General features: G+C 66.9%; 22 protein-coding genes. 14 read left to right on the plus strand and 8 right to left on the minus strand.

Features of this window, described 5'->3' with window-relative positions; genetic code table 11:
• Positions 1-226: 226 nt before the first annotated feature.
• Together ACU5AP_RS12700 and nhaA are read right to left on the minus strand one after the other, a co-directional pair.
• Complete coding sequence (locus ACU5AP_RS12700) at positions 227-2,821, minus strand: TonB-dependent receptor (protein ID WP_128116239.1); 2,595 nt, start codon at positions 2,819-2,821, stop codon at positions 227-229.
• A 231-nt stretch (positions 2,822-3,052) separates the two neighbouring features.
• Complete coding sequence (gene nhaA, locus ACU5AP_RS12705; protein ID WP_128719493.1) at positions 3,053-4,264, minus strand: Na+/H+ antiporter NhaA; 1,212 nt, start codon at positions 4,262-4,264, stop codon at positions 3,053-3,055.
• 222 nt (positions 4,265-4,486) lie between these two features.
• Between nhaA and ACU5AP_RS12710 the strand changes: the two genes are divergently transcribed.
• The 6 genes from ACU5AP_RS12710 (at position 4,487) to ACU5AP_RS12735 (ending at position 10,621) form a co-directional block, all read left to right on the plus strand.
• Positions 4,487-5,980 (plus strand): protein adenylyltransferase SelO family protein, encoded by a 1,494-nt coding sequence (locus ACU5AP_RS12710; protein ID WP_313518951.1) that lies wholly within the window; start codon positions 4,487-4,489, stop codon positions 5,978-5,980.
• Positions 5,981-6,242: 262 nt separating this feature from the next.
• Entirely contained in the window at positions 6,243-6,656 is a 414-nt protein-coding gene (locus ACU5AP_RS12715) for a DoxX family protein (protein WP_313518948.1), read from the plus strand.
• 201 nt (positions 6,657-6,857) lie between these two features.
• Positions 6,858-7,346, plus strand: a complete 489-nt coding sequence (locus ACU5AP_RS12720) for a MerR family transcriptional regulator (protein WP_003163901.1) — start codon at positions 6,858-6,860, stop codon at positions 7,344-7,346.
• A 4-nt stretch (positions 7,347-7,350) separates the two neighbouring features.
• Positions 7,351-9,132: an acyl-CoA dehydrogenase C-terminal domain-containing protein gene (locus tag ACU5AP_RS12725; protein WP_128719490.1), complete on the plus strand. Its 1,782-nt coding sequence runs from the start codon at positions 7,351-7,353 to the stop codon at positions 9,130-9,132.
• 101 nt (positions 9,133-9,233) lie between these two features.
• Positions 9,234-10,397 carry an acyl-CoA dehydrogenase family protein gene (locus tag ACU5AP_RS12730; protein WP_446681324.1) on the plus strand — a complete coding sequence of 388 codons (1,164 nt, stop codon included), beginning with the start codon at positions 9,234-9,236 and terminating at the stop codon, positions 10,395-10,397.
• A 35-nt stretch (positions 10,398-10,432) separates the two neighbouring features.
• On the plus strand, positions 10,433-10,621 hold the full coding sequence (locus ACU5AP_RS12735) for a hypothetical protein (protein ID WP_003163904.1): 189 nt from the start codon (positions 10,433-10,435) through the stop codon (positions 10,619-10,621).
• A gap of 6 nt (positions 10,622-10,627) precedes the next feature.
• Here the strand turns inward: ACU5AP_RS12735 and ACU5AP_RS12740 are convergent, their stop codons facing one another.
• Positions 10,628-12,142 carry an ABC1 kinase family protein gene (locus ACU5AP_RS12740; RefSeq protein ID WP_128719489.1) on the minus strand — a complete coding sequence of 505 codons (1,515 nt, stop codon included), beginning with the start codon at positions 12,140-12,142 and terminating at the stop codon, positions 10,628-10,630.
• Positions 12,143-12,192: 50 nt separating this feature from the next.
• Positions 12,193-12,606 carry a hypothetical protein gene (locus ACU5AP_RS12745; RefSeq protein WP_128719488.1) on the minus strand — a complete coding sequence of 138 codons (414 nt, stop codon included), beginning with the start codon at positions 12,604-12,606 and terminating at the stop codon, positions 12,193-12,195.
• Between the two features lie 73 nt (positions 12,607-12,679).
• On the opposite strand from ACU5AP_RS12745, the gene ACU5AP_RS12750 reads away from it, so the two are divergent.
• The 3 genes from ACU5AP_RS12750 to ACU5AP_RS12760 all read left to right on the plus strand — a co-directional run bounded on the left by ACU5AP_RS12750 (position 12,680) and on the right by ACU5AP_RS12760 (position 16,535).
• On the plus strand, positions 12,680-13,399 hold the full coding sequence (locus ACU5AP_RS12750; protein ID WP_128719487.1) for a 16S rRNA (uracil(1498)-N(3))-methyltransferase: 720 nt from the start codon (positions 12,680-12,682) through the stop codon (positions 13,397-13,399).
• 69 nt (positions 13,400-13,468) lie between these two features.
• Positions 13,469-14,830 carry a glutamate--cysteine ligase gene (locus tag ACU5AP_RS12755; protein WP_128719486.1) on the plus strand — a complete coding sequence of 454 codons (1,362 nt, stop codon included), beginning with the start codon at positions 13,469-13,471 and terminating at the stop codon, positions 14,828-14,830.
• 94 nt (positions 14,831-14,924) lie between these two features.
• Positions 14,925-16,535, plus strand: coding sequence for a PAS domain-containing hybrid sensor histidine kinase/response regulator (locus ACU5AP_RS12760; RefSeq protein ID WP_128719485.1), 1,611 nt, complete (start codon positions 14,925-14,927; stop codon positions 16,533-16,535).
• A 15-nt stretch (positions 16,536-16,550) separates the two neighbouring features.
• Here ACU5AP_RS12760 and ACU5AP_RS12765 read toward each other — a convergent pair whose 3' ends face one another.
• Together ACU5AP_RS12765 and ACU5AP_RS12770 are read right to left on the minus strand one after the other, a co-directional pair.
• Positions 16,551-17,342, minus strand: coding sequence for a TSUP family transporter (locus ACU5AP_RS12765; protein ID WP_128719484.1), 792 nt, complete (start codon positions 17,340-17,342; stop codon positions 16,551-16,553).
• Between the two features lie 92 nt (positions 17,343-17,434).
• Positions 17,435-17,815, minus strand: coding sequence for a hypothetical protein (locus ACU5AP_RS12770; RefSeq protein ID WP_446681325.1), 381 nt, complete (start codon positions 17,813-17,815; stop codon positions 17,435-17,437).
• 135 nt (positions 17,816-17,950) lie between these two features.
• Here ACU5AP_RS12770 and ACU5AP_RS12775 point away from each other — a divergent pair, with 135 nt between their 5' ends.
• The 5 genes from ACU5AP_RS12775 (at position 17,951) to ACU5AP_RS12795 (ending at position 22,563) form a co-directional block, all read left to right on the plus strand.
• Complete coding sequence (locus ACU5AP_RS12775; protein ID WP_128719482.1) at positions 17,951-18,703, plus strand: DUF72 domain-containing protein; 753 nt, start codon at positions 17,951-17,953, stop codon at positions 18,701-18,703.
• 4 nt (positions 18,704-18,707) lie between these two features.
• Entirely contained in the window at positions 18,708-19,778 is a 1,071-nt protein-coding gene (locus tag ACU5AP_RS12780) for an NAD(P)-dependent alcohol dehydrogenase (RefSeq protein ID WP_446681326.1), read from the plus strand.
• Positions 19,779-19,878: 100 nt separating this feature from the next.
• A complete protein-coding gene (gene phbB / locus ACU5AP_RS12785) occupies positions 19,879-20,604 on the plus strand; it encodes an acetoacetyl-CoA reductase (protein ID WP_128719480.1) in 726 nt (241 codons plus the stop codon).
• 48 nt (positions 20,605-20,652) lie between these two features.
• Positions 20,653-21,486 carry a DUF4908 domain-containing protein gene (locus ACU5AP_RS12790; RefSeq protein ID WP_046651918.1) on the plus strand — a complete coding sequence of 278 codons (834 nt, stop codon included), beginning with the start codon at positions 20,653-20,655 and terminating at the stop codon, positions 21,484-21,486.
• Positions 21,487-21,540: 54 nt separating this feature from the next.
• A complete protein-coding gene (locus ACU5AP_RS12795) occupies positions 21,541-22,563 on the plus strand; it encodes an isopenicillin N synthase family dioxygenase (protein ID WP_128719479.1) in 1,023 nt (340 codons plus the stop codon).
• Positions 22,564-22,638: 75 nt separating this feature from the next.
• Here ACU5AP_RS12795 and ACU5AP_RS12800 read toward each other — a convergent pair whose 3' ends face one another.
• Both ACU5AP_RS12800 and mtgA read right to left on the minus strand, forming a co-directional pair.
• On the minus strand, positions 22,639-24,552 hold the full coding sequence (locus ACU5AP_RS12800) for a ubiquitin-activating E1 FCCH domain-containing protein (RefSeq protein WP_128719478.1): 1,914 nt from the start codon (positions 24,550-24,552) through the stop codon (positions 22,639-22,641).
• Between the two features lie 126 nt (positions 24,553-24,678).
• A complete protein-coding gene (gene mtgA, locus ACU5AP_RS12805) occupies positions 24,679-25,386 on the minus strand; it encodes a monofunctional biosynthetic peptidoglycan transglycosylase (protein WP_128719477.1) in 708 nt (235 codons plus the stop codon).
• Between the last annotated feature and the right edge of the window lie 65 nt (positions 25,387-25,451).

Genomic DNA, 25,451 nt, shown 5'->3' on the forward strand with positions numbered 1-25,451 from the left:
GTATGGCGGTCGCGTTCGATAGCCGCTCATCCGGCGGACGCCGGGATCCCGTCAGCCCGTCGCCGACCCTGCCTGATTATGGAGACGTTCTGAGGCCAAAACACTGGCCCCCGGCGTCAGCCGGGGTGAGCGGGATTGGGCCCTCCGTCCCGCGCGGTCCCGCCAAAAGCAAAGGGCGGGCCGGATTGCTCCGCCCCGCCCTCAGACTCTCAGACGCCCTGCTGGATCAGTAGCGGACGCGCAGGGTCATGCCGTAGGTGCGCGGCTGGCCCATGAAGGCGTTGTAGGTCTGGGTGTCGCCGGCCGGGCTGTAGTACGTGCCGTTCGGCTGGACCGTGGTCTGGAAGGCCGAGCCCTGCAGCGGAGCGTTGATGGCCACCTGCATATACTCTTCGTCCGTCAGGTTCTGGCCCCAGATGTCCAGCGCCCAGTTCTCGTCTTCCGCGCCCAGGGTGATGCGGCCGTTCAGCAGGGTCATGGCGTCCTGCATCTTGTAGGGCAGCAGGTCGGAGCCGGTGTTGAACTCGGTCGAGTATTTTGCCGACAGGTTCATACCCAGCTTCAGCCCCGCGCCGATCGAACGGTCGAAGGCCACGGAGGCCGTCGCCGACCATTCCGGCGCGAACGAGGCGCGGGCGCCCGGCAGCAGGGACAGCTGCGGGAAGTTGGCCGGGTTGGTCAGGTCCGAAGCGACGAAGTTCCCATATTTGGTGTCCGCGTAGGTCACGCCGCCCGAGAAGGACAGGCCCTCGACCGGGGTGAACCAGACGAAGTCGGCGTCGACGCCCTCGGTCGTGACCTCGGGGATGGACTCGACCACGAAGGCCGTGCCCAGGAAGGTGTTGAGCTGGAAGTCCTCGAACTTCTGATTGAAGTAGGTGAGGTTCAGCAGCACCGAGCGGTTGAACAGGGTGTTCTTCAGCCCGATTTCATAGCTGTTGACCGTCTCGGACGGGAAGTAGAGCGACGAGGTCGGCGTCACGCCCGCCTGCACCCGATCCATGTTGTAGCCGAACGACTTGTAGCCGTGGGCGTAGGAGGCGTAGCCCATGACGCTGTCGTTGAAGCGATAGCTACCCTTGATCGTACCCGAGAACTCGCCGCCGTTGTTCGATTCCGAAATGCGGCGATTGTCGAACTGGGGGTTGGCCCAGGGCAGGCAGATGGTGCCGACCAGGGTCGAGGCCAGGGCCTGGATCTGGGCCGGCGTCAGCGTGGGGTTCGCGATGCCGATGGCGCCGCCGATGGCGCCGGCGTTGCCCAGGGCGCCGCCGCAAGCCGCGCCGTTCGTGCCCACATTGTCCTGAACGCCGATCAAACGCTTGTGGTCGTTCGAGTAACGCAGACCCAGGGTGACGTCGAACTTGTCGGTCAGCTTCACCGTGTTGTTGGTGAAGAAGGCGATGGATTCGGTGCGCTGGCTGTAGTGATCCTTCACGCCCTGACCGACGCCGAAGCCCGGCCCGGTCGGAGCGGTCGCCCCGGTCAGGCAACCGACGATGCCCATCGGCGTGGCGCCAGCCCCGGTCACGCAGTTCACGGCGGCCGGATTGGTCAGGTTCAGCCGCGACCCCAGAAGCAGCGACATATAGGGGGTGTAGCCCGCGCCGTACCAATAGCTGTCCTCACGGGCGATGCTTTCGCGCGTGAGGAAGGCGCCGACCAGCCAGTCCAGGCGGTCGGTGGCGCCCGCCAGGCGGAACTCCTGGGTCAGGTTCTCCAGCTCGAAGCCGTAGCCGCCGTCGTCCACGCGATAGAGCAGGTCGGCGGTGGTGTAGTCGAGGTCCATGCCGTTGACGCCCGACCAGTTCCGCCAGGAGCTGAGCGAGGTGAAGGTGGCGTTCCACGACGGGATGTCGATGTTGGCCTCGGCGGAGAGGCCCATGTCCTCCATTTCCTGCCCGGTGCCGCGGTTGGCGTAGGCCTTGCGCGAGAAAGGCAGCTTGCCGAAGCCCGGCGCGGGCGGCGTCTGCTGGCCGCCGATGGCCGTGATGATGCCGTAGGTCGGGCCGGTGCGGACCTGGGTCGAGACGCAGCAGTATTCGTCGCGCTTGGAGTAGTCGGCGATCAGGCGGATCGACACGTCGTCCGAAGGCAGGATCAGCAGTTGGCCGCGCGCGGTCCAGAAGTCCTGGTTCTGGTCGTCCTGCTCCTGACGCGGGCCGGGGCCGGTGACGACGTCGTAGAAGCCGTCACGCTGACGCTTGGCCACATAGAGGCGGCCGGCGATCTGATCGGTGATCGGGCCGGTGATCGACCCGGCCAGGCCCCAGGCGTTGAAGTTGCCGTAGGTGGCCTCGGCGCTGAAGCCCGGCGTGAAGGACGGCGCCTCGGTGATGATGTTGATGACGCCGGCCGAGGTGTTCTTGCCGAACAGGGTGCCTTGCGGCCCCTTCAGCACCTCGATGCGGCTCAGCTCGCCCAGATCGCCGAAGCCGACGCCGTTGCGCGAGCGGTAGACGCCGTCGATGACCACGCCGACCGAGCTCTCCAGGCCGGGGTTGTCGCCGACGGTGCCGACGCCGCGGATGCGGGCGGTGGTGGCGGTTTCCGACTGGGTCGAGGTGACGGTCATGCCCGGCGTCAGGATCTGCAGATCCTTGATGTCGCGGACCCCGGCGCCGTCCAGCGCCTCCTGCGACAGGGTCGTCACCACGATTGGCACGTCCTGCAGGCTCTGTTCGCGCTTCTGGGCGGTGACGATGATGTCGTCGACCGTGGTCGGTCCGTCCTGAGCGGCGGCGGCGCCGACAAGACCGAAGGCTGCGACGCCGACGACGGCGACCGAAGCGGTGCAGCGGAGGATGTGGTTCAAACGCATAAGGCGGCTCCCCGACTCTATGGGCCCGACCGCATTCGCGGCCGTGCGCGATTCCTGTCCCTGATGACCCGCGCTCATTGAACGACGCGAATTCTCATTCAAAAGGGGTAGTCTATGGTCGAGTCACCGACAAGGAGAGGCCACTTGGAGAACGATAATTTCACCCAAGCCCGCCTCACCTGTGGCGATAAAGAGACAAATATACTGACGTTAGGTCAATGTTATCGTCGTTCAGGTAGCCGAAGCGACTGATTTCGCATCGCGTCTTTTCTTTCGCCCGGCCTCGGCGAGCGCCAGAATCGTCGCCGCCATGACGGCCGACAGCAGCGACCCGCCGATGACGCCCAGCTTGACCTCGATCTGCTCGGGCGAGTCCACCGCGCCGGGGAAGGCCAGGACGCCGATGAAGAGGCTCATGGTGAAACCGATGCCGCACAGCAGGCTGACGCCGTAAAGCTGCATCCAGCCCGCGCCCGACGGCTTGTCGCCCAGGCCCAGCTTCACCGCCAGCCAGGCGACGCCGAAGACGCCGATCTGCTTGCCGATGAAGAGGCCCAGCGCGATGGCGATGACCAGCGGGGCGAAGGCCTGCTCCAACGACAGGCCGGCGAAGGAGACGCCCGCCTTGGCGAAGGCGAACAGGGGCAGGACCAGATAGGCCACATAGGGGTGCAGGTCGTGCATGGCGTCCTTGAGCGGGCTCTGCGAGGTCTCGCGGCGCGGATCGACCGGCACGATCAGGGCGAAGGCCACGGCGGTCAGCGAGGTCGACAGCCCCGACTGCACCGTCAGATACCAGACGGCGCCGAAGCCCAGCACCCAGAAGGCGGCCGCCATGCGGCGACGCCCCAGGACGGCGAAGACGGCGATGACGCCCAGCGCCGCCAGCAGCGGAACCCACTGCACCCCCTGGCTGAACAGAATGGCGATCAGGGCGATGGCGCCCAGGTCGTCGACGATGGCCAGGGTCAAGAGGAAGACGCGCAGGGAGGACGGCAGATTGCGCCCGACCACGGCGAAGACGGCCAGGGCGAAGGCGATGTCGGTGGCCAGGGGAATGGGCCACCCCTGCGTCGGCCCGCCCAGCGCCCCGACCACGCCCAGGTAGACCAGGCCCGGAATCGCCATGCCGCCCAGGGCGGCCAGAATGGGCAGGGCCAACTTCTTGGGATTGCTCAGTTCGCCCTTGAGGATCTCGTATTTGATCTCCAGGCCGACGACGAGGAAGAAGATCGCCATCAGGCCTTCCTTGATCCAGTCGGAGACCGTCTCTTCGAGCCGCAGCGGGCCGATCTGGACGGTGTGGACGCTCTTGAGCCAGGCGAAATAGTCGGCCGACAGGGGCGAGTTGGCGACGATCAGAGCTGCGACGGCGGCGAGGCCCAGGACGGCCCCGGAACCGGCCTCGGTCTTGAGAAAGGCGAGCGTGAATTTTCTGGCCACGAAGGTCTCCGAAACAATGAGATGGTCTGTCGTGGCGTCAGGTTATCGACGGACGCCGGACCGGATTCGCGCGCAGGGCGGCGCCGGCCTGGCCTCGGGATCGGTTCACGCGAGACCTGATGTCTGCGGGAGAAAATACGGATCGGCGACGAAGGTTCAAGCCTGATCGGCCAGATCGGGCTCGCAGTTGCGAAATGCGCGGCGAAGGCGCATCTGCCGCCCATGCCCGTCTCCCCCGCCTATCGCCCCGAACCCCGCTTCTTCGACCTGGGCGCCGACTATGGCGACCCCGTGCAGGCGGCCGATTTCCCGCAGACGATCCTGCGCCTGCGCAACGACCGCGCGGCGGCGCAGGTCGGGCTGGAGACGCTGAGCGACGCCGAATGGATCGCCCATTTCGGCCGGTTCGAGCCCCTGCCCGGCCAGCCCGGCCCCATCGCCATGCGCTATCACGGCCATCAGTTCCGCATTTACAACCCCGACATCGGCGACGGGCGCGGCTTCCTGGCGGCGCAGATGCGGGAAGTCCCTCAAGGCGATAAGGACGCCAGCCTCCCTCAAGCAGCCTCCCTCCGCGAGGGAAGCGGCGCTCAAGCAGCGAGCGATAGCCCTCTTCCAGGTCGCCTCCTCGACCTTGGAACCAAAGGTTCGGGCCAGACGCCGTGGTCGCGTCATGCGGACGGGCGGCTGACGCTGAAGGGCGGCGCGCGCGAGGCGCTGGCGGCGGCCATGCTGGACAGCCTGGGCGTGCCGACCTGCCGCATCCTGTCGCTGATCGAGACGGGCGAAGACCTTGAGCGGCATGACGAGCCGTCGCCGACACGATCGGCCGTCATGGTGCGGCTGTCGCACAGCCACATCCGGTTCGGGACGTTCCAGCGCGCCGCATACTATGGGCGCAAGGATCAGATCGAGACGCTGATGGAGCACGCCCGCAGCCTGTATCATCCGGCAGTCGCGCCGGGCGACGCGGCGGGCTTTCTGGCGGCGGTGGTCGAGGCCTCGGCGGCGCTGACGGCGAAGTGGATCGCGGCAGGCTTCGTCCACGGGGTGCTGAACACCGACAATCTGAACGTCACGGGCGAGAGCTTCGACTACGGCCCGTGGCGCTTCCTGCCCCACTATGAGCCGGGCTTCACCGCCGCCTATTTCGACCAGAACGGCCTCTACGCCTTCGCGCGCCAGCCCGAGGCGGTGTTCTGGAACCTGACCCAGCTGGCGGGCTGCCTGAAGCTAATCGCCGAGCCCGAACCGCTGGCGGCGGCGCTGAACGCGTTCGGCCCGGCCTACATCCGCCATCTTCGGACGGCCTTCCTGAACCGGCTGGGCGTGCAGAGCCTGGGCGAGGCGGCGGACCAACGGCTGCTGGATGCGACCCTGGCGCTGGCGCGCGAGAAGAAGGAGGCCCTGCGCTGGGAGCCGCTCTTCTTCGACTGGTTCGGCGGCTTCAGCTCGGCGGCGCGGGCGCTGGGCGGGGTGCGCGGCAAGACCTATCAGGGCGAGACCTTCGACGCCTTCCGCTTCGCCCTGATGGAGCATGAGCCCGACCGGCCCGAGCGGCTGGAGCATCCGATGTTCGCCGCCGCCGAACCGGAAGAGATGCTGATCGACGAAGTCGAAGCCCTGTGGAGCGCCATCGACGCGGCCGACGACTGGGCGCCGCTGCAGGCCAAGCTGGCCCGACTGGAGACGGCGAAGGCGGCCTGGCGTCTTTGAGGTCTCGCCATCCCCGCGCAGGCGGGAATGAGCGAATACTGTGAAGCCGCGCCCTTAAGTCATCAATTGATGTCATCGAACGTTGACTCGAAATCCGCCCGGGCGTAGAGGCGGATGATCCCGGTTGGGTTACGAGGAATTGTGGTTTCGGCCCTGCTGTCGCCACGTCGTTTTCCGACCGTGATCACAGAATGTTTCAGCCGCTTGCAAATCGGAACCCTGCAACTGATCTTGTGTCTGTTGCGAATTAACGGTTACGGCCATGACGACGACCACCTTGACCAATCATCAGGCGCGCGCCCGCGCCGACTACCTGAACATCGCGCTTTGGACCTTCCAGGGCTGGATCGCCATGTTCTTCATCGCCGCCGGCTACGCCAAGCTGTCCGAACCGATGGAGAATCTGATCGTCCTGATGCAGTGGCCCGCAGCGGCCAGCGAGGCCTTCGTGCGCGGTCTGGGCGTCGCCGAGATCGTGTTGGCCGCCATGGTTCTGGCGCCGCTGGTCTCGTGGCGCTTCGGCCGCCCCCTGCTTCTGACCGCAGCGGCGGGCCTGCTGATCCTGGAGAGCATCGCCCTGGGCGTGCACGCCTTCGGCCTAGACCTGGGCCTGAGCCTGACCAATGTCTTCCTCATCGCCATCACGGCGCCGGTGCTGTGGCTGCGTCGCCGCTGAGCCGCCGCATCGCTGAAAGGTTTTGCGGGTCCGCTTCTCCCCCTCCCCCCCTGAGGGCCCGCAAATACAGAGGCCGCGACCCGTCCCCGGTCGCGGCCTTTTCTTTTGTCCGCCGACGCCCTCTCGCCCGCTCGTTCACAACTTCGTAGCCCGGCGCGCGAAAAGCTTCCCTTTACGTCCGCGTCAAGTTATGAAGTCGTCATGCCGATTGCTGACGAACATCGCACCTATTCCATCCGGCAGCTGTGCCGCGAGTTCGGCGCGACCGCGCGTGCGCTGCGCTTCTATGAAGACAAGGGCCTGCTGACGCCGTCGCGCAAGGGTCAGACGCGGGTCTACGGTCCGCGCGACCGCGCCCGGTTGAAGCTGATCATGCGCGGCCGGCGCATCGGCTTCACCCTGGTCGAGATCCAGGAGATGCTGGATCTGTATGACCAGAAGGACCACAACGTCCATCAGATGGCCATCGCCTTGCCGCGCCATCGCGCCCGCATTCAGGCGCTGAAGCAGCAGCTCGAAGACATCGAAGGCGCCATCGAGACGGCCGAGGCCGCCTGCGCCTGGATGGAGTCCAAGCTGACGGAACACCGTCCCGACCTTCTGCCGGGCGCAGAGGCCTACGCCAGCCTGCTGAGCGAACGTCTCAACGACCCCGACGATCACTTCCTGACCTTCAAAGCGAGAGCCTGATCCCATGAGCTACAAGGCGCCCGTCCGCGACCTGTCCTTCGTCCTGCATGACGTTCTGAAGGTCGAGAACTACGGCAACCAGCTGCCCGACGCCGACCTGTCGCGCGACCTGATCGACCAGATCGTCGAGGAAGGCGGCAAGTTCGCCGAAGAGGTCATCGCCCCGATCAACCGTCCCGGCGATCTGGAAGGCTGTCACATCCAGGGCGACGTGGTGACGACGCCGAAGGGATGGAAGGAAGCCTATCACCAGATGGTCGAGGCCGGCTGGCCCTCGCTGGGCTTCAGCACCGAGTTCGGCGGTCAGGGCATGCCCTCGGTCGTGTCGAGCGCGGTAGGCCAGTTCACCGCCGCCGCCAGCGCCGCCTTCTCCATGTATCCGGGCCTGACCAGCGGCGCCTTCCACGGCATCGAGGCCAGCGCCTCGGACGAGATCAAGCAGAAGTACCTGCCGAAGATGGCGTCGGGCGAATGGACCGGCACCATGAACCTGACCGAGCCGCAGTGCGGCACCGACCTGGGCATGGTCCGCACCAAGGCGGTGCCGAACGGCGACGGCTCCTATTCGATCACCGGCCAGAAGATCTGGATCTCGGCGGGCGAGCACGACTTCGCCGACAACATCATCCACACGGTGCTGGCCCGCGTCGAAGGCGCGGTTCCGGGCATCAAGGGCCTGTCCCTGTTCGTCGTGCCGAAGTTCCTGGTGAACGAGGACGGTTCGCTGGGCGAGCGCAACGGCGTGTCCTGCGCCGGGCTCGAGCACAAGATGGGCATCCACGGCAACGCCACCTGCGTCATGGCCTATGAGAACGCCAAGGGCTGGCTGATCGGCGAAGAAGGCCGCGGCATGAACAACATGTTCGTGGTCATGAACGAGGCGCGCTTGGGCACCGGCCTGCAGGGCCTGGCCATCGGCGACGCCGCCTATCAGGCCGCCGTCGAGTTCGCCAACGACCGCCTGCAGGGCCGCAGCCTGACGGGACCGAAGAACCCGGACGGCCCGGCCGACCCGATCATGGTCCACCCGGACGTGCGCCGCATGCTGCTGGAAGCCAAGGCCTTCGTCGAAGGCGGCCGCGCCTTCATCCTGTGGACTGCGCTGCAGGCCGACCTGCAGAAGGCCGCCGATGAAGCCGTCGCCACCAAGGCCAAGGACTACATGGGCCTGATCACGCCCGTGCTGAAGGCCTATCTGACCGACAAGGGCTTCCACGTCGCCTCTCTGGCGATGCAGGTTCACGGCGGCTCGGGCTACACCGAGCACTTCCCGGCCTCGCAGTATCTGCGCGATGCGCGGATCACCATGATCTATGAAGGCACCAACGGCATTCAGGCGCTGGATCTGGTCGGCCGCAAGCTGCCCGCCAACGGCGGCCGCGCCATCATGAGCTGGTTCGCCGACATTGACGCCTTCGTCAGCGAGAACGGCGACGACGAGGCGATCAAGCCCTTCGTCGAGGGCCTGGCCGACGCCAAGAAGAAGCTGCAGGAGGCCACCATGTGGCTAATGCAGAACGGCATGGCCAACCCGGACAATGCGGCGGCCGCCTCAACCGACTATCTGCATATCTTCGGCCTGACGGCCTACGCCTTCCTGTGGGCGCAGATGGCCAAGGCGGCGCAAGAGAAGATCGCGGCCGGGGACGCCGATCCCTACTACGCCAACAAGCTGATGACCGGCCGCTACTTCGTCGAGCGCATCCTGCCCGACGCCGGGGCGCACCTGAAGAAGCTGAAGTCCGGCGCCGAGGTGCTGATGCAAATGCCCGCAGAGGCGTTCTAATCCGCTTCTGATCCAGGGGCCTCTCTCGCCGCAGCGGGGGAGGCCCTTTCTTTATCGCAGAAGGGCGGCGCAGACCGCCCGCGTCAGCAGGAAACAACCCTATGAACGTCCTAGGCAGCCCCGATCCCGACTTCATGCGCGAAGAGGAGATCGTCCTCTTCTCCGACTCCGTCGTCAAGTGGATCGACGAACACGCCCCGCCAGAGAAGTTCCAGCAGTGGATCGCCGCCTCCTCGGTGCCGCGCGGGCTGTGGAACGCGGCGGGCGAAGCGGGCCTGCTGGGCCTGTCGCTGCCGGAAGAGGACGGCGGCTTCGGCGGCGATTACCGGCACGAAGTCGTGCTGATGCGCCAACTGGGCTGGAAGGGCGCGGACCACTTCGGCATCAGCCTGCACAACGCCATCGTCATGCCCTACATCTGGCACTACGGCACGGCCGAGCAGAAGGCGCGCTGGCTGCCGCGCCTGCAGTCGGGCGAACTGGTCGGCGCCATCGCCATGACCGAGCCGGGCGCGGGTTCAGACCTGCAAGGGGTCAAGACCACCGCCGTCAAACAAGGCGACCACTATGTCCTGAACGGCTCCAAGACCTTCATCACCAACGGCCAGCTGGCCAATTTCATCATCGTCGTCGCCAAGACCGACCCGGCCGAGGGCGCCAAGGGCACCAGCCTGATCTGTCTCGAAACCGACGGGGCCGAAGGCTTCGAGCGCGGCCGCAACCTGCACAAGATCGGCATGGAGGCGAACGACACCTCCGAGCTGTTCTTCAACGATGTGAAGGTGCCGCTGGAGAACGTCATCGGCGACACTGAGGGTCAGGGCTTCGTCCAGCTGATGCAGCAGTTGCCGCAGGAGCGACTGAACATCGCCGTTCAGGGCGTGGCCGCCGCCGAGCGCGGGCTGGAGGCGACGCTGGCCTACGTCAAGGAGCGCAAGGCCTTCGGCAAGCGCGTCATCGACTTCCAGAACACCCAGTTCAAACTGGCCGAGATCAAGACCAAGCTGACCGTGGCCAAGGTCTTCGTCGACCACTGCATCGGCCTGCACCTGAAGGGGCAGCTGGACGCCGCCACGGCCTCCATGGCCAAATACTGGGTGACGGACATCCAGGGCGAGACCATCGACGAGATGCTGCAGCTCTTCGGCGGCTACGGCTATATGACCGAATACCCGATCGCCCAGCTGTACAAGGACGCCCGCGTCCAGCGCATCTACGGCGGGACGAACGAGATCATGAAGCTGCTGATCGCGCGGACGCTTTAAGGGCGCCGTGCGGCGCCAAGGGAGATCAGGGACGGATGGCCGCCCATAGCGAGACGGACCTGTCAGAAGCGCTGCGCGCCGTCGAATCCCTGATCGCCAAATGCGAGAAGGCGGTCCTGAAGCTGGCCCCCGGCGCGGCGCAGCACACCCTTCTCGTCCGCCGCATCGCCGCCTTGAAAATCGCCCGCGATCTGATCGAGGAACGGCTGGACGCGACGCGCTGAGGCCCGTCAGCGCAGCAGCAGGGCGCCCGCGACCAGGGCGCCGGCGAGCACAATCGAAGCGGCGATCCACCGCCCGGCCGAGACGATCGACCGGGCGGTTTCCTTGTCCGACGCTGCGTTGACGACCGGGTCGGCCGTCAGGCCGCGCGAGGCGGCGCGGATCAGGCGGGGCAGGTCGTCGCTGGCCGCCGACAGGTCCAACAGGGCGCCGATCAGGCGGTTGCGCAGGGCCTCGGGGCTGCGGCTGGAGAAGAGGGCGCGGCTCCAGGCGCCCTTCATCGTCTTGACCAGGTCGAAGTCGGGATCGACGCGCGACAACACCCCCTCGATCGTCACCAACGCCTTGAGGATCAGCACCAGATCGGGCGGCGCCGCCACCCGTTCCTGCCGCATCAGCCCCATCAGATCGGCGACGATGGCGGGCAGATCGACCGCGCCCTGACCGTGGCGGGCGATCAGCCGCTCGGCCCCGGCGGTCAGGCTGGCGCGCGAGACGTCCGTCCCCTCGGTCCAGTCGGCCAGCACCTCGGCCATGCGGGCGCCGTCGCCGGCGGCCAGCGACTGGACGAAGCTGATCAGCTCGGCGCGGCGGCGCGGGGTAACGGCCCCGACCATGCCGAAGTCCAGCAAGCCCACCCGGTCGCCGGGCAGGCCGCGCAGGTTGCCGGGGTGCGGATCGGCGTGAAACCGCCCGTTGACCAGCACCATGTCCAGCACCGCCTCGGCGCCGACGCGGGCCAGCCGGTGGGGGTCGACGCCCGCCGCCCTCAGCCGCGCCGCGTCCACGGGAGGGACGCCGTCGAGATAGTCCTGCACCAGCACGCTGTCGGTCGTGTGCTGCCAATAGACGGCCGGGATGACCACATCGCGGTTCCTGGCGAAGTCGGCGGCGAAGCGGTCGACGTTGCGGCCTTCGGTGGTGAAATCCAGTTCGTCCAGCATGGCCTCGGTCAGTTGGGCGATCAGGGCGCGCGGGCGATAGCGGGCGATCTCGGCGCTGGACTGTTCGGCGCGGCGGGCCAGTTCGGCGATCAGGCGCAGGTCGGCCTCGACGCGCGGGCGCACGCCGGGACGGCGGATCTTGACCACCACCTCAGTCCCGTCGTGCAGGGCGGCGCGGTGCACCTGGGCGATGGAGGCTGCGGCCAGCGGCGCCGCGTCGAAACGGGCGAAGACCTGTTCCGGCGGCCCGCCGAGCGCGGCCTCGACCTCGGGCCGCAGCGTCTCGAAGTCGAGGGTGGGGCCGGCGCTCTGAAGCTGTTCGAACTCGGCGATCCAATCGGCGGGCAGCAGGTCCGAGCGGGTGGACAGGATCTGGCCCAGCTTGACGAAGGTGGGGCCCAGCGCCTCCAGCGCCTGACGGGTGCGGCGCGACAAAGGCTCCGGCCCGTCGGCATGGGCTTCGCCGCCGCCGAGACCGAGGCGCAACAGCACGGCCTCAAGCCCGAAGCGGGCGGCGACGCCTGAAATCTCGGCCAGACGTTTTCGATCGCGCGCCGCTACGGCCAAGGTTGTGAACATGAGAGGCCAACGCAGGGCAGGCTCGCCGCGTTCCCCTCATACATCCGTTCTCAGGGATGCAAGGCAGGCTGTGAACGCTTGCTCCAGATCCAGCGCGCCCCGCTTCGGATCACAAGGCCCCACAAGCCCAGCACCGGCACGCCAAGGAATGGCGGCATCTCCGCAGACAACGCCAGCCAATACACGCCCCATGTCAGATACCAGCTGATCGTCAACCCGCCAGCAAACATGCCCGGCATATCCGGAGCACATCTGACGCCGATGAAGAGGGCATCGTAAAAATAGCATCCCGCCGGTTCCGCTCCGCCGCGATAATAAGGTAGGGCGAACTGCGCATAGGTTCCGGCTGCGACAATTCCTATCATAGCGACCACTGCAAAAGGCCCCGCCCGGCGCTCCAGTTTTCGCAGCATTTCAAACGCCTCCAACGCATAACCATGACAGGCGAATGAGGGCGCGGCCATCCGCAAGACGGATTTCACCTGCATCGTGTCGGAGCGGGATGACGATCGTCTCCACCCTCGCTAAGTCTGTCGCATGATCCGTCTTCATGTTCAGGGCGACCTCGCCCCCGGCGCCGCCGTGGCGCCCACGCTCGACCAGTCGCGCTATCTGACGCAGGTGATGCGGTTGAAGGCGGGCGACGAACTGCTGGTCTTCAACGGCCGCGACGGCGAGTGGCGCGTCAGCGTCGCCGAGGTGCTGAAGAAGGGCGTCATCCTGCGCGCCGAAGAACAGATGCGGCCGCAGATCTATGGCCCCGATCTGGAGCTGATCGTCGCCGTGGTGAAGAAGGCGCGCGTCGAGACCATCGTCGAAAAGGCGGCTGAACTGGGCGCCAAGCGGGTGCGGCTGGCGCTGACCCATCGCACCAACGCCGACCGTCTGCGGCTGGACCGGCTGGACGCCATCGCCGAGGAGGCCGCCGAGCAGACCGGACGCCTGGACGTCCCGGTCGTGGATGATCCGGTGAAGCTGGACGCCCTGCTGGGCGGCTGGGAGGCGGGGCGTCGGCTGATGTTCTGCGACGAGACGGGCGGCGCGCCCGCCGCATCGGCGTTGACCGGCGCAGGCGACGGCAAGTGGGCCATTCTGATCGGGCCCGAAGGCGGCTTCTCGCCCGAGGAGGGCGAGCGGCTGCGGTCCCTGCCTTTCACCACCGCCGTCTCGCTGGGGCCGCGCATCCTGCGGGCCGACACCGCCGCCATCGCCGCCATGACCCTGTGGCAGGCGGCCGTCGGCGACTGGGATCGCTAGAAGTTTCCGCCGCCCCCCTTGAGCATGGCCGTCGGCTGGCCCATCTAGCCGCGACAGCAGAGGTTACAGATGTCCGACACGGCGCCCCTTTCCAGAGACCAGCTGATCCACGCCATGTCGAAGGGCGAGAAGCCCCGCGACCAGTGGCGCATCGGCGCCGAGCACGAGAAGTTCGGCTTCGACAAGTCGACCCTGCGTCGCCCCGCCTATGAGGGCGAGAACGGCATCCTAGCCATGCTGACGGGCCTGCAGCGCTTCGGCTGGTCGCCGGTCGAGGAAGCCGGCCGCGTCATCGCCCTGGAACGCAAGAACGCCGAGGGCTTCAGCGCCTCGATCAGTCTGGAGCCGGGCGGTCAGTTCGAACTCTCGGGCGCCCCGCTGAAGGACATCCACGACATCTGCAACGAGACCGGCCAGCACCTGATGGAGGTCAAGCAGGTCGCGGACCAGTTGAACCTGGGCTTCCTGGGCCTGGGCTTCGACCCGATGTGGCGGCGCGAGGACATCCCCGTCATGCCCAAGGGCCGCTATGACATCATGCGCGCCTACATGCCCAAGAAGGGCGATCTGGGCCTGGACATGATGCTGCGCACCTGCACCATCCAGGCGAACCTCGACTTCGACAGCGAAGCCGACATGGTGATGAAGTTCCGCACGTCGCTGGCGTTGCAGCCCATCGCCACGGCCCTGTTCGCCAACAGCCCCTTCACCGAAGGCAGGCCGAACGGCTTCCTGTCGGCGCGCGCCAACGTCTGGACCGACACCGACCCGGACCGCACGGGGATGCTGGACTTCGTGTTCGAGGACGGCTTCGGCTACGAACGCTACGCCGACTATGCGCTGGACGCGCCGATGTATTTCGCCAAGCGCGGCGAGACCTATGTCGACCTGTCGGGCCAGTCGTTCCGCGCCTTCATGGACGGAAAGCTGGACGCCCTGCCGGGCGACCGGGCGACGACCAAGGACTGGGCCGACCACCTGACCACCCTCTTCCCCGAGGTGCGGCTGAAACAGTATCTGGAGATGCGCGGCGCCGACGGCGGGCCGTGGAGCCGCATCTGCGCCCTGCCCGCCCTGTGGGCCGGAATCCTGTACGACGCCCCGTCGCTCGCGGCGGCGTGGGACCTGTGCAAGGACTGGGACATCGCCGATCACGAGCGCCTGCGCCGCGACGTGACGCGGCTGGGCCTGAAGGCCGAAGTCAACGGCCGCAGCGTGCGCGACATCGCCGTCGACATGGTCAACATCGCCAAGCAGGGCCTGAAGAACCGCGCCCGCTTCTCGGGCGGCATGGTGGACGAGCGCGGCTACATCACCGAACTGGAAGACATCGCCGACAGCGGCGTGACCTCGGCCGACCGCCTGCTGGAGCTCTACAACGGCGAATGGGGCGGCGATATCAGCCGCGTCTATCGCGACATGGCCTACTGAAGCTCTCCTGAGACGCGAGCCGCAAGGCGCCCTTAACCGGCAGGCGCTAGGGTGAGGTCCAGCCTGCCTTCAGGACCGCGCCTCAGGACCGCCCATGCCCCTCACTCCGGCCGCCGCCCCTTCCTCGACGGGACAGCCGCAGCCGCCGCCTGACGCCGGGGTCGATCTGGCGACCTTCTTCGACGTGTCCCTGGACCTGCTGGTGATCCGCGACCTGGAGGGGCGGATCGTGCGGGTCAGCGCCTCCTGGGCCTCCATCCTGGGCTATCGGCCCGAAGAGCTGGTCGGCCTGCCCATACTGACCCTGGTCCACCCCGACGACATGCCCGGCACCCTGGGCAGCGTGACCGAGGTCGAGACGCGCCGCCCCGGCGATCCGGTGCTGGGCCACGTCAACCGCTATCGCCACAAGGACGGCCGCTACGTCACCCTGGAATGGCGGGCGCAGAAGTTCGGCGACCGCATCTACGCCGTCGCCCGCGACGTGACGGCCAAGGTGGCCGCCGAGCGCGCCCTGGTCGAGGCCAAGGCGGCGGCCGAGACCGCCAACCGCGCCAAGTCCGACTTCCTGGCCAATATGAGTCATGAGATCCGCACGCCGCTGAACGGGGTCATCGGCGTCATCGACGCCCTGGCGCGCACGCCGCTGTCGCCCCAGCAGGCCGAGATGGTCGAACTGGTCCGCAGTTCGAGCGTGACCCTGGAGCGGCTGGTCACGGACATCCTGGACGTGTCGCGCATCGAATCCGGGCGCATGACGCTGGAAACCCGCCCCTTCGACCTGAACGACGCCCTGATCCCCGCCATCGCCCCCCTGCGCGGCCTGGCCGAGGAGAAAGGCCTGACCTTCCGCTTCGAGCGCGCCGATGCGGCGTGCGGCGTCTTCAACGGCGACGTGGTGCGGGTTCGCCAGATCCTGGGCAATCTGCTGTCCAACGCCGTCAAATTCACCGCCCAGGGCCAGGTATCGGTCCATGTCGATCTGCTGGACAGGGGCGACGGCGCCGTCCTGCTGACACTGGAAGTGCGCGACACCGGCATCGGCTTCGGCGCCGATCACGCGGCGCAGTTGTTCCAGCGGTTCAGCCAGGCCGACGCCTCCATCACCCGGCGCTTCGGCGGAGCGGGGCTGGGCCTGTCCATCTGCCACGCCCTGACGGAGATGATGGGCGGACGCATCGAGGCCGAGTCGGCCCCGGGCGAAGGCAGCCGCTTCCAGGTCGAGCTGCCGCTGACGCGCATCGCCTCCCTGGCCCAGTTCGATGCGGCCTACGTCGAAGAGGCGGCGTCAGACGCGCCGCCTGCCGGCCCGCGCCCGCGCGTCCTGCTGGCCGAGGATCATCCGATCAATCAGCGGGTGGTGCAGCTGATCCTGGGCGACAGCGTCGAGCTGACCCTGGTCGAGAACGGCGAGCAGGCGGTGGCCGCCTTCGTCGCCGAACGGTTCGACCTGGTGCTGATGGACATGCAGATGCCGGTGATGGACGGGCTGAGCGCCACGCGCGCCCTGCGCGATGTCGAGCACGCCGACCCGGCGCGCCCGCGCGCGCCGGTCATCATGCTGAGCGCCAACGCCATGATCGAGCATCAGGAACAGGCCGCCCAGGCCGGCGCCGACCTGCACCTGGCCAAGCCCGTCACGGCCGAGGCCCTGACCGATGCGGTCCGCAGGACGCTGGTCGACCGCGCGGTCCAGCCCGGCTGACCTAGCCCAGCTGACCTAGCCCAGCCAGCCGGCGATCATGGCTCTGAGCGGATTGGCCGGATCGGACAACAGCCGCGCCGTCATGGCCAGGGAGATCACCACCAACAGGGGGCGGATCAGGCGCGGCCCGAAACGCATGGCCGCGTGCGAGCCCATGCGCCCGCCGACGAACTGGCCCACCGCCATGATCCCGGCCAGAACCCAGACCACATGGCCCCCGACCGCCAGGACGACGATGCCGACGACGTTGCTCATCAGGTTCAGCGCCTTGGTGTGGGCCGTCGCCCGCGTCAGCCCCATGCCCAGCAGCATGACGAGACTGAGCGCGAAGAACGACCCCGTCCCCGGCCCGAAGAAGCCGTCGTAGAAGCCGATCCCGCCCGCCACGAAGGCGTAGGCCAGCGGCGTCAGCCGGGCGTGGGCGTCCTCGTCCGCCGCCTTGGGGCCGAGCAGGAAATAAAGCGCGATGCCGACCAGCAGCACGGGCAGCAGGATCATCAGCCACCGCGTGTCGACCAGCGTCACGGCGAAAGCGCCCAGCCCCGCCCCGATCGCCGTCAACAGCATCGGCCAGCGGATCAGCCGAAAGTCCACCCGTCCCTTGCGCCAGAAATTCCACAGGGCGCTGGCGGTGCCGACGCTGCCCTGAACCTTGTTGGTGGCGATGGCGGCGACCGGGTTCAGCCCGACCGACAACAGGGCCGGCAAGGAGATCAGCCCCCCGCCCCCGGCGATGGCGTCGATGAAGCCGGCGATCACCGACGCGACGCCCAACAGGGCGATGATCTCAGGCGTCAGGTCGAACACGCGCGCAGCACTCCGGTCAGGCTGGCGCTATAGCCCCGTGGGGGACGGATCGCCACGCTCTTGCGCGCAAACGAGGCTCAAGGCGTAGCGGTTTAGGACGCGGGTGCGGCCGCCCTGACCCGGCAGGCGTTGGCCACGCCATCGCGAAAATCGCGATACCCGGCTCTCTGTGCGATTTCTGTCGCCCGCTCGCACTCATTGGCGGCGATCAGCTTGTCCAACTCATCCGCCAGCTGCCAGCGCTGATTGATCACCGCGGCCTCGTAGTTCAGCCGGACGCGCTCGCGACGCATGTCATCGATAGCGCGGCGATCATCCATGTCTTGAAAGCGCCACATGGTAGGGTCCGCCTTATCCGGACTGGGATGGATGAACTGATGGTTGGACTGTGCTGGCGCCTGCTGGAATGCGGGCCGAACCTCCGCCTGACCGGCCAGCGCCGTGACGCCGTAGAATAGGACCGCCAACAACATGATCGACCTCCGTTTGTCGACCAACACTATGCATAGACCGCCGTAGAGGCCAAGCCATTGCGAGCGCCATAGCGGCTTTGCATAGCGCCATCGACGAAATCCTGCGATCAAGACCACCGTACAGGAGGCCTTCCCATGACAGGATCCATCCACATCGGCGTCGGCGGCTGGACCTTCGAGCCATGGCGCGGGGTCTTCTATCCCGAGGGGCTGGTGCAGAAGCGGGAGCTGGAGTTCGCCAGCCGGGCGCTGACCTCGATCGAGATCAACGGCACCTATTATTCCACCTTCAAGCCCGACAGCTGGATGAAGTGGCGCGACGAGACGCCCGACGGCTTCGTCTTTTCGGTCAAGGCCAGCCGCTATTGCACCAATAGAAAGGTTCTGTCCGACGGCGCCGAGAGCTTCGAGCGGTTCCTGTCGCAGGGGCTGACCGTGCTGGGCGACAAGCTGGGGCCGATCAACTGGCAGTTCATGGGAACCAAGAAGTTCGAGCCCGAGGACTTCGAAGGCTTCCTGAAACTGTTGCCCAAGGAGAAGGACGGGGTGCGGCTGCGGCACGCGCTGGAAGTACGCAATCCGACCTTCGCCACCGAACAGTTCTATGATCTGGCGCGCAAATACGGCGCGGCCGTCGTCTATGCGGTCGACGACGAGGAGCCGACCTGGCCCCAGATCGACGAGGCGACGACAGACTTTGCCTACGCCCGGCTGATGTCCAGCCGCGAGGACGAGCCGACGGGCATGACCTCGGAAGAGCTGGACGCCGTGGCGAAACAGGCGCGCGGCTGGGCCGAACGCGGCGACGTCTTCGCCTACTTCATCTCGGGGGCCAAGGTGCGGAACCCGGCGGCGGCCCAGGCGCTGATCGCCAAGCTGAAGGACTGAACCCATGCCCATCGCCACGCGCGCCTTCGCCGCGACCGCCGCCGACCAGCCGCTGAGCCCCTACAGCTTCGAGCGCCGCGATCCCGGCCCGGACGACGTGGCCATCGAGATCAAATACTGCGGCGTCTGCCACTCGGACCTGCATGTGGTGAAGAACGATCTCGGCGGGACGCGCTATCCCATCGTGCCGGGCCATGAGATCGCCGGGGTGGTGACGGCGGTCGGCGCGAATGTCGCCCGCTTCAAGGAAGGCGACCGCGTCGGCGTCGGCTGCATGGTCGACAGCTGCCGGACCTGTTCGGCCTGCCGCGAGGGGCTGGAGCAGTATTGCGAGCGGGGCATGACCCAGACCTACGGCTCGCGCGATCCCAAGGGCGCGGCCGTCGGCCAGACCATCACCCAGGGCGGCTATTCCGACCGCATCACGGTGGACCAGGCCTTCGTGCTGAAGATTCCCGACAGCCTGCCGCTGGACGCGGCGGCGCCCCTGCTGTGCGCGGGCGTGACCACCTGGTCGCCGCTGAAGACCTGGGGCGTGGGGCCGGGGTCGAAGGTGGCGGTGATCGGCCTGGGCGGGCTGGGCCATATGGCGGTCAAGCTGGCCGCCGCCCTGGGTGCGGAGGTGACGGTGCTGTCGACCTCGGACCGCAAGAAGGCCGACGCCGAGCGGATGGGCGCCCGGCACTTCCTGATCAACTCGGACGCCGAGGCCATGAAGGCGGCGGCCGAACAGTTCGACCTGATCATCAACACCGTCTCGGCGACGCATGAGATCGCCAGCCACGTCAATCTGCTGGCGCGCGACGGGACCATGGTCATGCTGGGCCTGACGACGGAAGGGCTGCCCGTCTTCGCCATGCCCCTGCTGTGGCGGCGGCGGCGCATCGCCGGCTCGCTGATCGGCGGCATTCGCGAGACGCAGGAGATGCTCGACTTCTGCGGCGAACACGGGATCGTGTGTGAGATTGAGGTGATCGCCCCCGATCAGATCAACCAAGCTTATGAACGGATGGAGCGGTCGGACGTGCGCTACCGCTTCGTCATCGACATGAGCCGTATGGCCGCGACGGCGTAACCCCGTCTTCTCGTTCGCCGCCAGCCGCGCTAAGGCTGTCGGCAAGGGAGGCGGACGGCGTCGCGACCACGACGGCCGCCGCACAGGACAGGGAGACGTCATGACGCGTACCGCATTCGTCACCGGGGGCACCCGGGGCATCGGCAAGGCGATCGTTCAACGACTGAAGGAAGACGGGCTGCAGGTCGCAGCCGGTTATTCCGGCAACACCGAGGCCGCAGAGGCCACCGCCCGCGAACTGGGCGTCATGGTGGTGAAGGGCAACGTCGGCTCGTTCGAGGATTGCGAGCGGGCGGTCAGGGAGGTCGAGGCGCAGCTGGGCCCCATCGACGTCCTGGTGAACAACGCCGGCATCACGCGCGACGGCTTCTTCCACAAGATGAGCGCGGACCAGTGGTCCGACGTGATCCGCGTCAACATGGACAGCGTGTTCAACATGACGCGCCAAGTCATCAACGGCATGCGCGACCGGGGCTTCGGCCGCATCGTCAACATCTCCTCGATCAACGGTCAGAAGGGCCAGATCGGCCAGACCAACTATTCCGCCGCCAAGGCCGGGATGATCGGCTTCACCAAGGCGCTGGCGCTGGAGAACGCGCGCAAGGGCGTGACCGTCAACTGCATCGCGCCGGGCTATATCGACACCGAAATGGTCGGCGCCATGGACCAGAAGGTGCTGGACGCCATCGTGACCCAGATCCCCGTCGGCCGCCTGGGCAAGGGCGAGGAGATCGCCGACATGGTGTCCTGGCTGTCGGGCGAGCGTGCCGGATATGTCACAGGCTGCACGCTCTCGCTCAACGGCGGGCAGTACCTGGTTGGATAAGCCGCGTTCGCCCAAAATCCGCCGTTCGCGCGTATCACCTCTGAAAACATGAAGTCTGCGGTCGAAGTCGTGGCGGAGAAGCCGCCTTTCTTCGCCGTCGCAACGCCCAGTGCAGCGACGGGCGCGGGCGTGCGCCTGCTCCAGGCCACGGGGCTGGCGCTGGCGTTGGCCTGTCTGGCGGGCGCGGTCGAGGCCGAGGCCCAGACCCGCTCGAACGTTCAGTCCGAACAGAGCCGCGTCATCCGCGACCAGTCGGTGATCCGCACCACCCCGCCGCCGGGGCGCTATGTCTCGGAAGCGGGGCAAACCTTCATCCTGGACCGGGCGGGGTCGCTGACCCTGCTGCGGTTCGAGCGCTCGACCGAGACCTGGGCCCTGCGCCCGTCCTCGGCGCCGCGCGGCGACACCATCTATCGCAACGATGCGGGCGATCAGGTGCTGCGCGTCACCACCGGCGGCGGCATCACCGTCTATACGACGCGCACGCCCGGCGGCTCGCCGGTCAGCCTGGCCGGGCCGCCCGTCAGCCTGGAGCCGCCCTCGCTCGGCCCGGTGCAGATGTTCAACCTGATGACCCGGCGCAGCAGCCTGGTGTCAGAGGCCATGGGCCGCCTGGTCCGCATCAACGTCTTCGGCGAGGAATCCGAGGCCCTGTGCATCGAGGCCCTGATCGTCACCACCGACGCCGTGGTCCGCATCGCCCGTTCGCCCAGCGCCCGCCCCTTCCTGGACCGGCTGCGCAGCATCACCGTAGTCGAAGGCCCGCGCGCGAGCGTGACCTATTCCAGCGGAGACCTGCGCGTCGTGGTCGATCCCCGGCGCGGCATCGCCGGCCGCCCTTCGTCCGCGCGCGTCATCCGGGCCGTCATCCCGCAGGACTGACGGTGGACCAAAGGTCCGACCCGCGCCATCTGCCCTTTCGCGCCCATTGGGCGTATGAGGGCCGCCATATTCACTATCAGAGAGGCTGATTTCACAGTGACCTCTTCCCTCACCGCCGTTTCCGCCGAGGACAAGGCCAAGACCCGCGCCATCGTTCCGGTGTCGATGAAGGGCTACGACGCCGACTTCCAGGCCTTCGCCGACGCCTTGGGCGCCTCCTTCGCCCGTTACGGCTTCGCCGTCATCGCCGACCACGGTCTGGACCAGGGTCTGATCGACGCCGCCGTGGCCGACGCCAAGGCCTTCTTCGCCCTGCCTGAAGACGTGAAGCGCCAGTATCACCAGGCCGGCACGGGCGGCGCGCGCGGCCTGACCCCCTTCGGCGTCGAGGCGGCCAAGGGCGCCAAGGCCGTGGACCTGAAGGAGTTCTGGCACACGGGCCGCGAGCTGCCGGAAGGCCATCCCTATCGCCAATACATGCGCGACAACGTCTGGCCGACCGAGGTGGCGGGCTTCCGCGAGCACGTCTACGGCCTGTTCGACGGCCTGGATGAACTGGGCCGCCGCATCCTCAAGGCCATCGCCCGCTATCTGAAGCTGGACGACGACTATTTCGAGGACAAGGTCCAACTGGGCAACAGCGTGCTGCGCCTGCTGCACTATCCGCCGATCCCGGCCGACGCCGAGGGCGTGCGCGCGGGCGCCCATGAGGACATCAACGTCATCACCCTGCTGCTGGGCGCCGAAGAGGCCGGGCTGCAGCTGAAGGACTCCGATGGCGAATGGCTGGACATCGCCCCGCCGCCGGGCGCCCTGGTGGTCAACATCGGCGACATGCTGCAGCGGCTGGTCAACCACGTCCTGCCGTCGACGACGCATCGCGTGGTCAATCCAGCGCCCGAGCGTCGCGGCTTCGCCCGCTATTCGACGCCCTTCTTCCTGCACTTCAACCCGGACTTCCCGATCGAGACCCTGCCGTCGACGATCACGGCGGAGAACCCCGACCGCTATGCGGGCCAGACCATCCTGGCCGAGGACTTCCTGACCCAGCGCCTGAAGGAGATCCGCCTGATCTGATCGGACGGAACGACTGAAAAGCACGAAGGGCCGACGGAGCGATCCGCCGGCCCTTTTGCTTGCCCCGCGTCTTCGTCAGCGGGCGATGCGCAGGCGGGTGATGTCGCGGCCGATGGCGCGGAAAGCTTCCTTCAGGTCGGTATTCTGGTTCGGCTTGAAGAAGTGTTCCTTGCTGGTGGCGCACTGCTCCATGACCTCATAGGCCGTATCCACGCCCACCCCGCCTGTGCTGGTGCTGAGATTGAAGCCGACTGTGTAAATGACGATGTTCTCCTTCTTCATCCCCTCACAGAGCGCCACGGACTGAGCAAAAGGGCTGCCGTTCGGCGCGCTGCAGTTGATCTGATAGCTGGCGTTGCCCGCAGATCCGTTGCTGGGGGCGTCGCGCGAAATCACCCCCTGGCAATAGGGGTTGTTGAACTCGCCGTCCGTCATCAGCACGACGGCTTTCAGCGTCTTAGAGGTATCATAAGGATTGGCGCTGCTGGCGGAGGGCCAGACGGTGTTGAAGTTCGGCGAGACCGCATACCAGCCCCATTCAATGCCGATCTGTCCTGCTGTCGAACCGGCCGCCTGATAGCCGTCGATCAGGCTATTCAGCCCCGTGACCCCGTTCTTGGTCTCGACCTGAGAGCTCAAGGGCGTGAGCGTATTGCTCAAACAGCGGTTGTTGCTGTGCGGATAGTTGCGGCCGACCCAATCGTCCCTCTCCTTCGTTCGGAGAGGAGTCCGGTCCGTCGGCACTAATTTGCCGACACTATTTCGCGAGATCCACAAGCGTTCACTGACGCAAGTGCTCGACGGAAGTTCTCGCAAAGTGCTGTTGTCGCGGCCGATGTAGTATCGGGTCCGGCAGCCATCGTAGCCGCACTGGACAGCACCCCCTCTAGAATAGGGGGATTGCCCCGGCCCCGATAGATCGACGCTGAACTGGTCGTCGGAAATCTTCGTCGCCTGGAAGTAGGCGTTGAGACCGCTCATACCTTGAACGCCCGAAATCCTCACCCAGTCGCCCGTCGACAGGGTGTGCTGGGCCGATGTCACCCATACGCGGCAATCCGACGACCAGCATCGACGGAAACCGCCTGTATTCCGGCTGCCGCTGCCAAAAAAGCCGTCAAGCTGGAAGGTATCAGCAGTCACGGATGACACGCGATGGATGCGGTTATTCAAGCCAGACGAAGCGTTGCTGACTCCACTTATCCAAACATACTCGCCTGTTTTCAGCCCATGGCTGTTCGCAGTTAGGACGCCGCTGGAGACTCGAGAGAGCGAGCGAGACGCATCAGCCCAGTCTGCGGCGCTGATCGCCGTCGTATCCTTCAAAGGGCCGCGCACGCTGTCAGCGTAATCCCCCAGGTTCACACCCATAGAATACGGCACCAAAGCCACCCGCGACGTGAAAGGGCTCTGCTGCTCCTGCACCACGAGGCCCACCAGGTCTTTGGCGGCCTCCTTCAGACTGGCCAACGGCGAACCGGACATGGAGCCGGTGATGTCCAAAACCAACGCCACTTCGACGTTGCGCGAGGCCCGCACGACCTCTGAGCTGACGCCGACCGGAAGATAGTCGTCCAAAAGCTTGCCGTAAGGCGGCAGGAAGACGTTGGCGACCAGCACCTTCACATCAACCTTGGCATCGGCCTCGACCCGTCGATTGTCGATTAGGACGAAGCTGGCGGTGTCGCCCTCCTTGTCGAAATAGCCCGGCATGTTGGCCTTGAGCGCCGCCAGGCCGACCTTGTTGATGTTGACGTCGTCGGTGAAGGTCGAGCGGGCGGCGGCCAGGGCGGCGGCGTCCAGCGCGTCCTGAAGTTGGGCCTTCACCTTGGAGGCCTGGTGGATGTCGATGGCGCCCAGGGTGATCATCAGCAGCACCGGCAGGGCCATGGCGAACATCATCGCCACATTGCCCTGGGTCTGGCGCAGGAAGCGCGAGGCCAGGCTCTTCAGCCCGGCGGCCGCGCGAGCGCGTTTCAGTCGGTCCATCGTCTTGCCAAACCCCGGCTGCCTCGGCGCGGACGCACGGGTCCGCAGTCGATCCCAGGCTGACACGGTTCCGTTAAGGCTTGGCCCCACGCTCACGGTTAACGACAGGTTGCGAAACGGCCGGCTTCAGCGGCGGTCGGCGCAGGCGTCCAGCCCCTGTTCGCGCACCGTGCCCATGGCCGCCTGAATGCGGGCGGCGCGACGACGGACATAGGGACCGGGCGATCCCGCGTTGTAGCGGCGCGGGCTGGGCAGAATGGCGGCCAGGCGAGCGGCCTCGCGCGCCGTCAGCTTGTCCGCGCTCTTGTCGAACCAGTGGCGCGAGGCGGCCTCGGCGCCATAGACGCCCGGCGCCCATTCGGCGACGTTCAGATACATCTCCATGATCCGCCGCTTGCCCCAGCCGATCTCGATCAGGCCGGTGTAGCCCGCCTCCAGCCCCTTGCGGACCCAGTCGCGGCCCGGCCACAGGAAGACGTTCTTGGCGGTCTGCTGGCTGATGGTGGAGCCGCCGCGGACCTTGCCCGAGCCGCGTTGTTCGGCGCGTTCGTTGGCCTCCAGCGCCTTCTGGATCGCCTCGACGTCGAAACCGTGGTGCTGGCAGAAGCGGGCGTCCTCGGCGGCGATCACCGCCTCGACCAGACGCGGCGAGATACGGTCCAGCGAGCGCCAGCGATAGTCCATGCCGTGCCCGGCCGCGGCCTGCTTGACCATCAGGATCGTCGCCAGCGGCGGCAGGAAGCGATGCACCGCCACCCCGGCCAGCGGGAACAGGGCCAGGATCAGCAGAAGGGTCAGGAGCGGCCGCCGCTTGCGGTGTTTCGCACGGGTCATGGACGGAGCATGGCTCAGGAAGGTTGAGAAATCACGGCGACGCTTGCCGAGCCGCCGTCGCGAGG

The organism is Brevundimonas sp. RM1 (genome assembly GCF_052907225.1).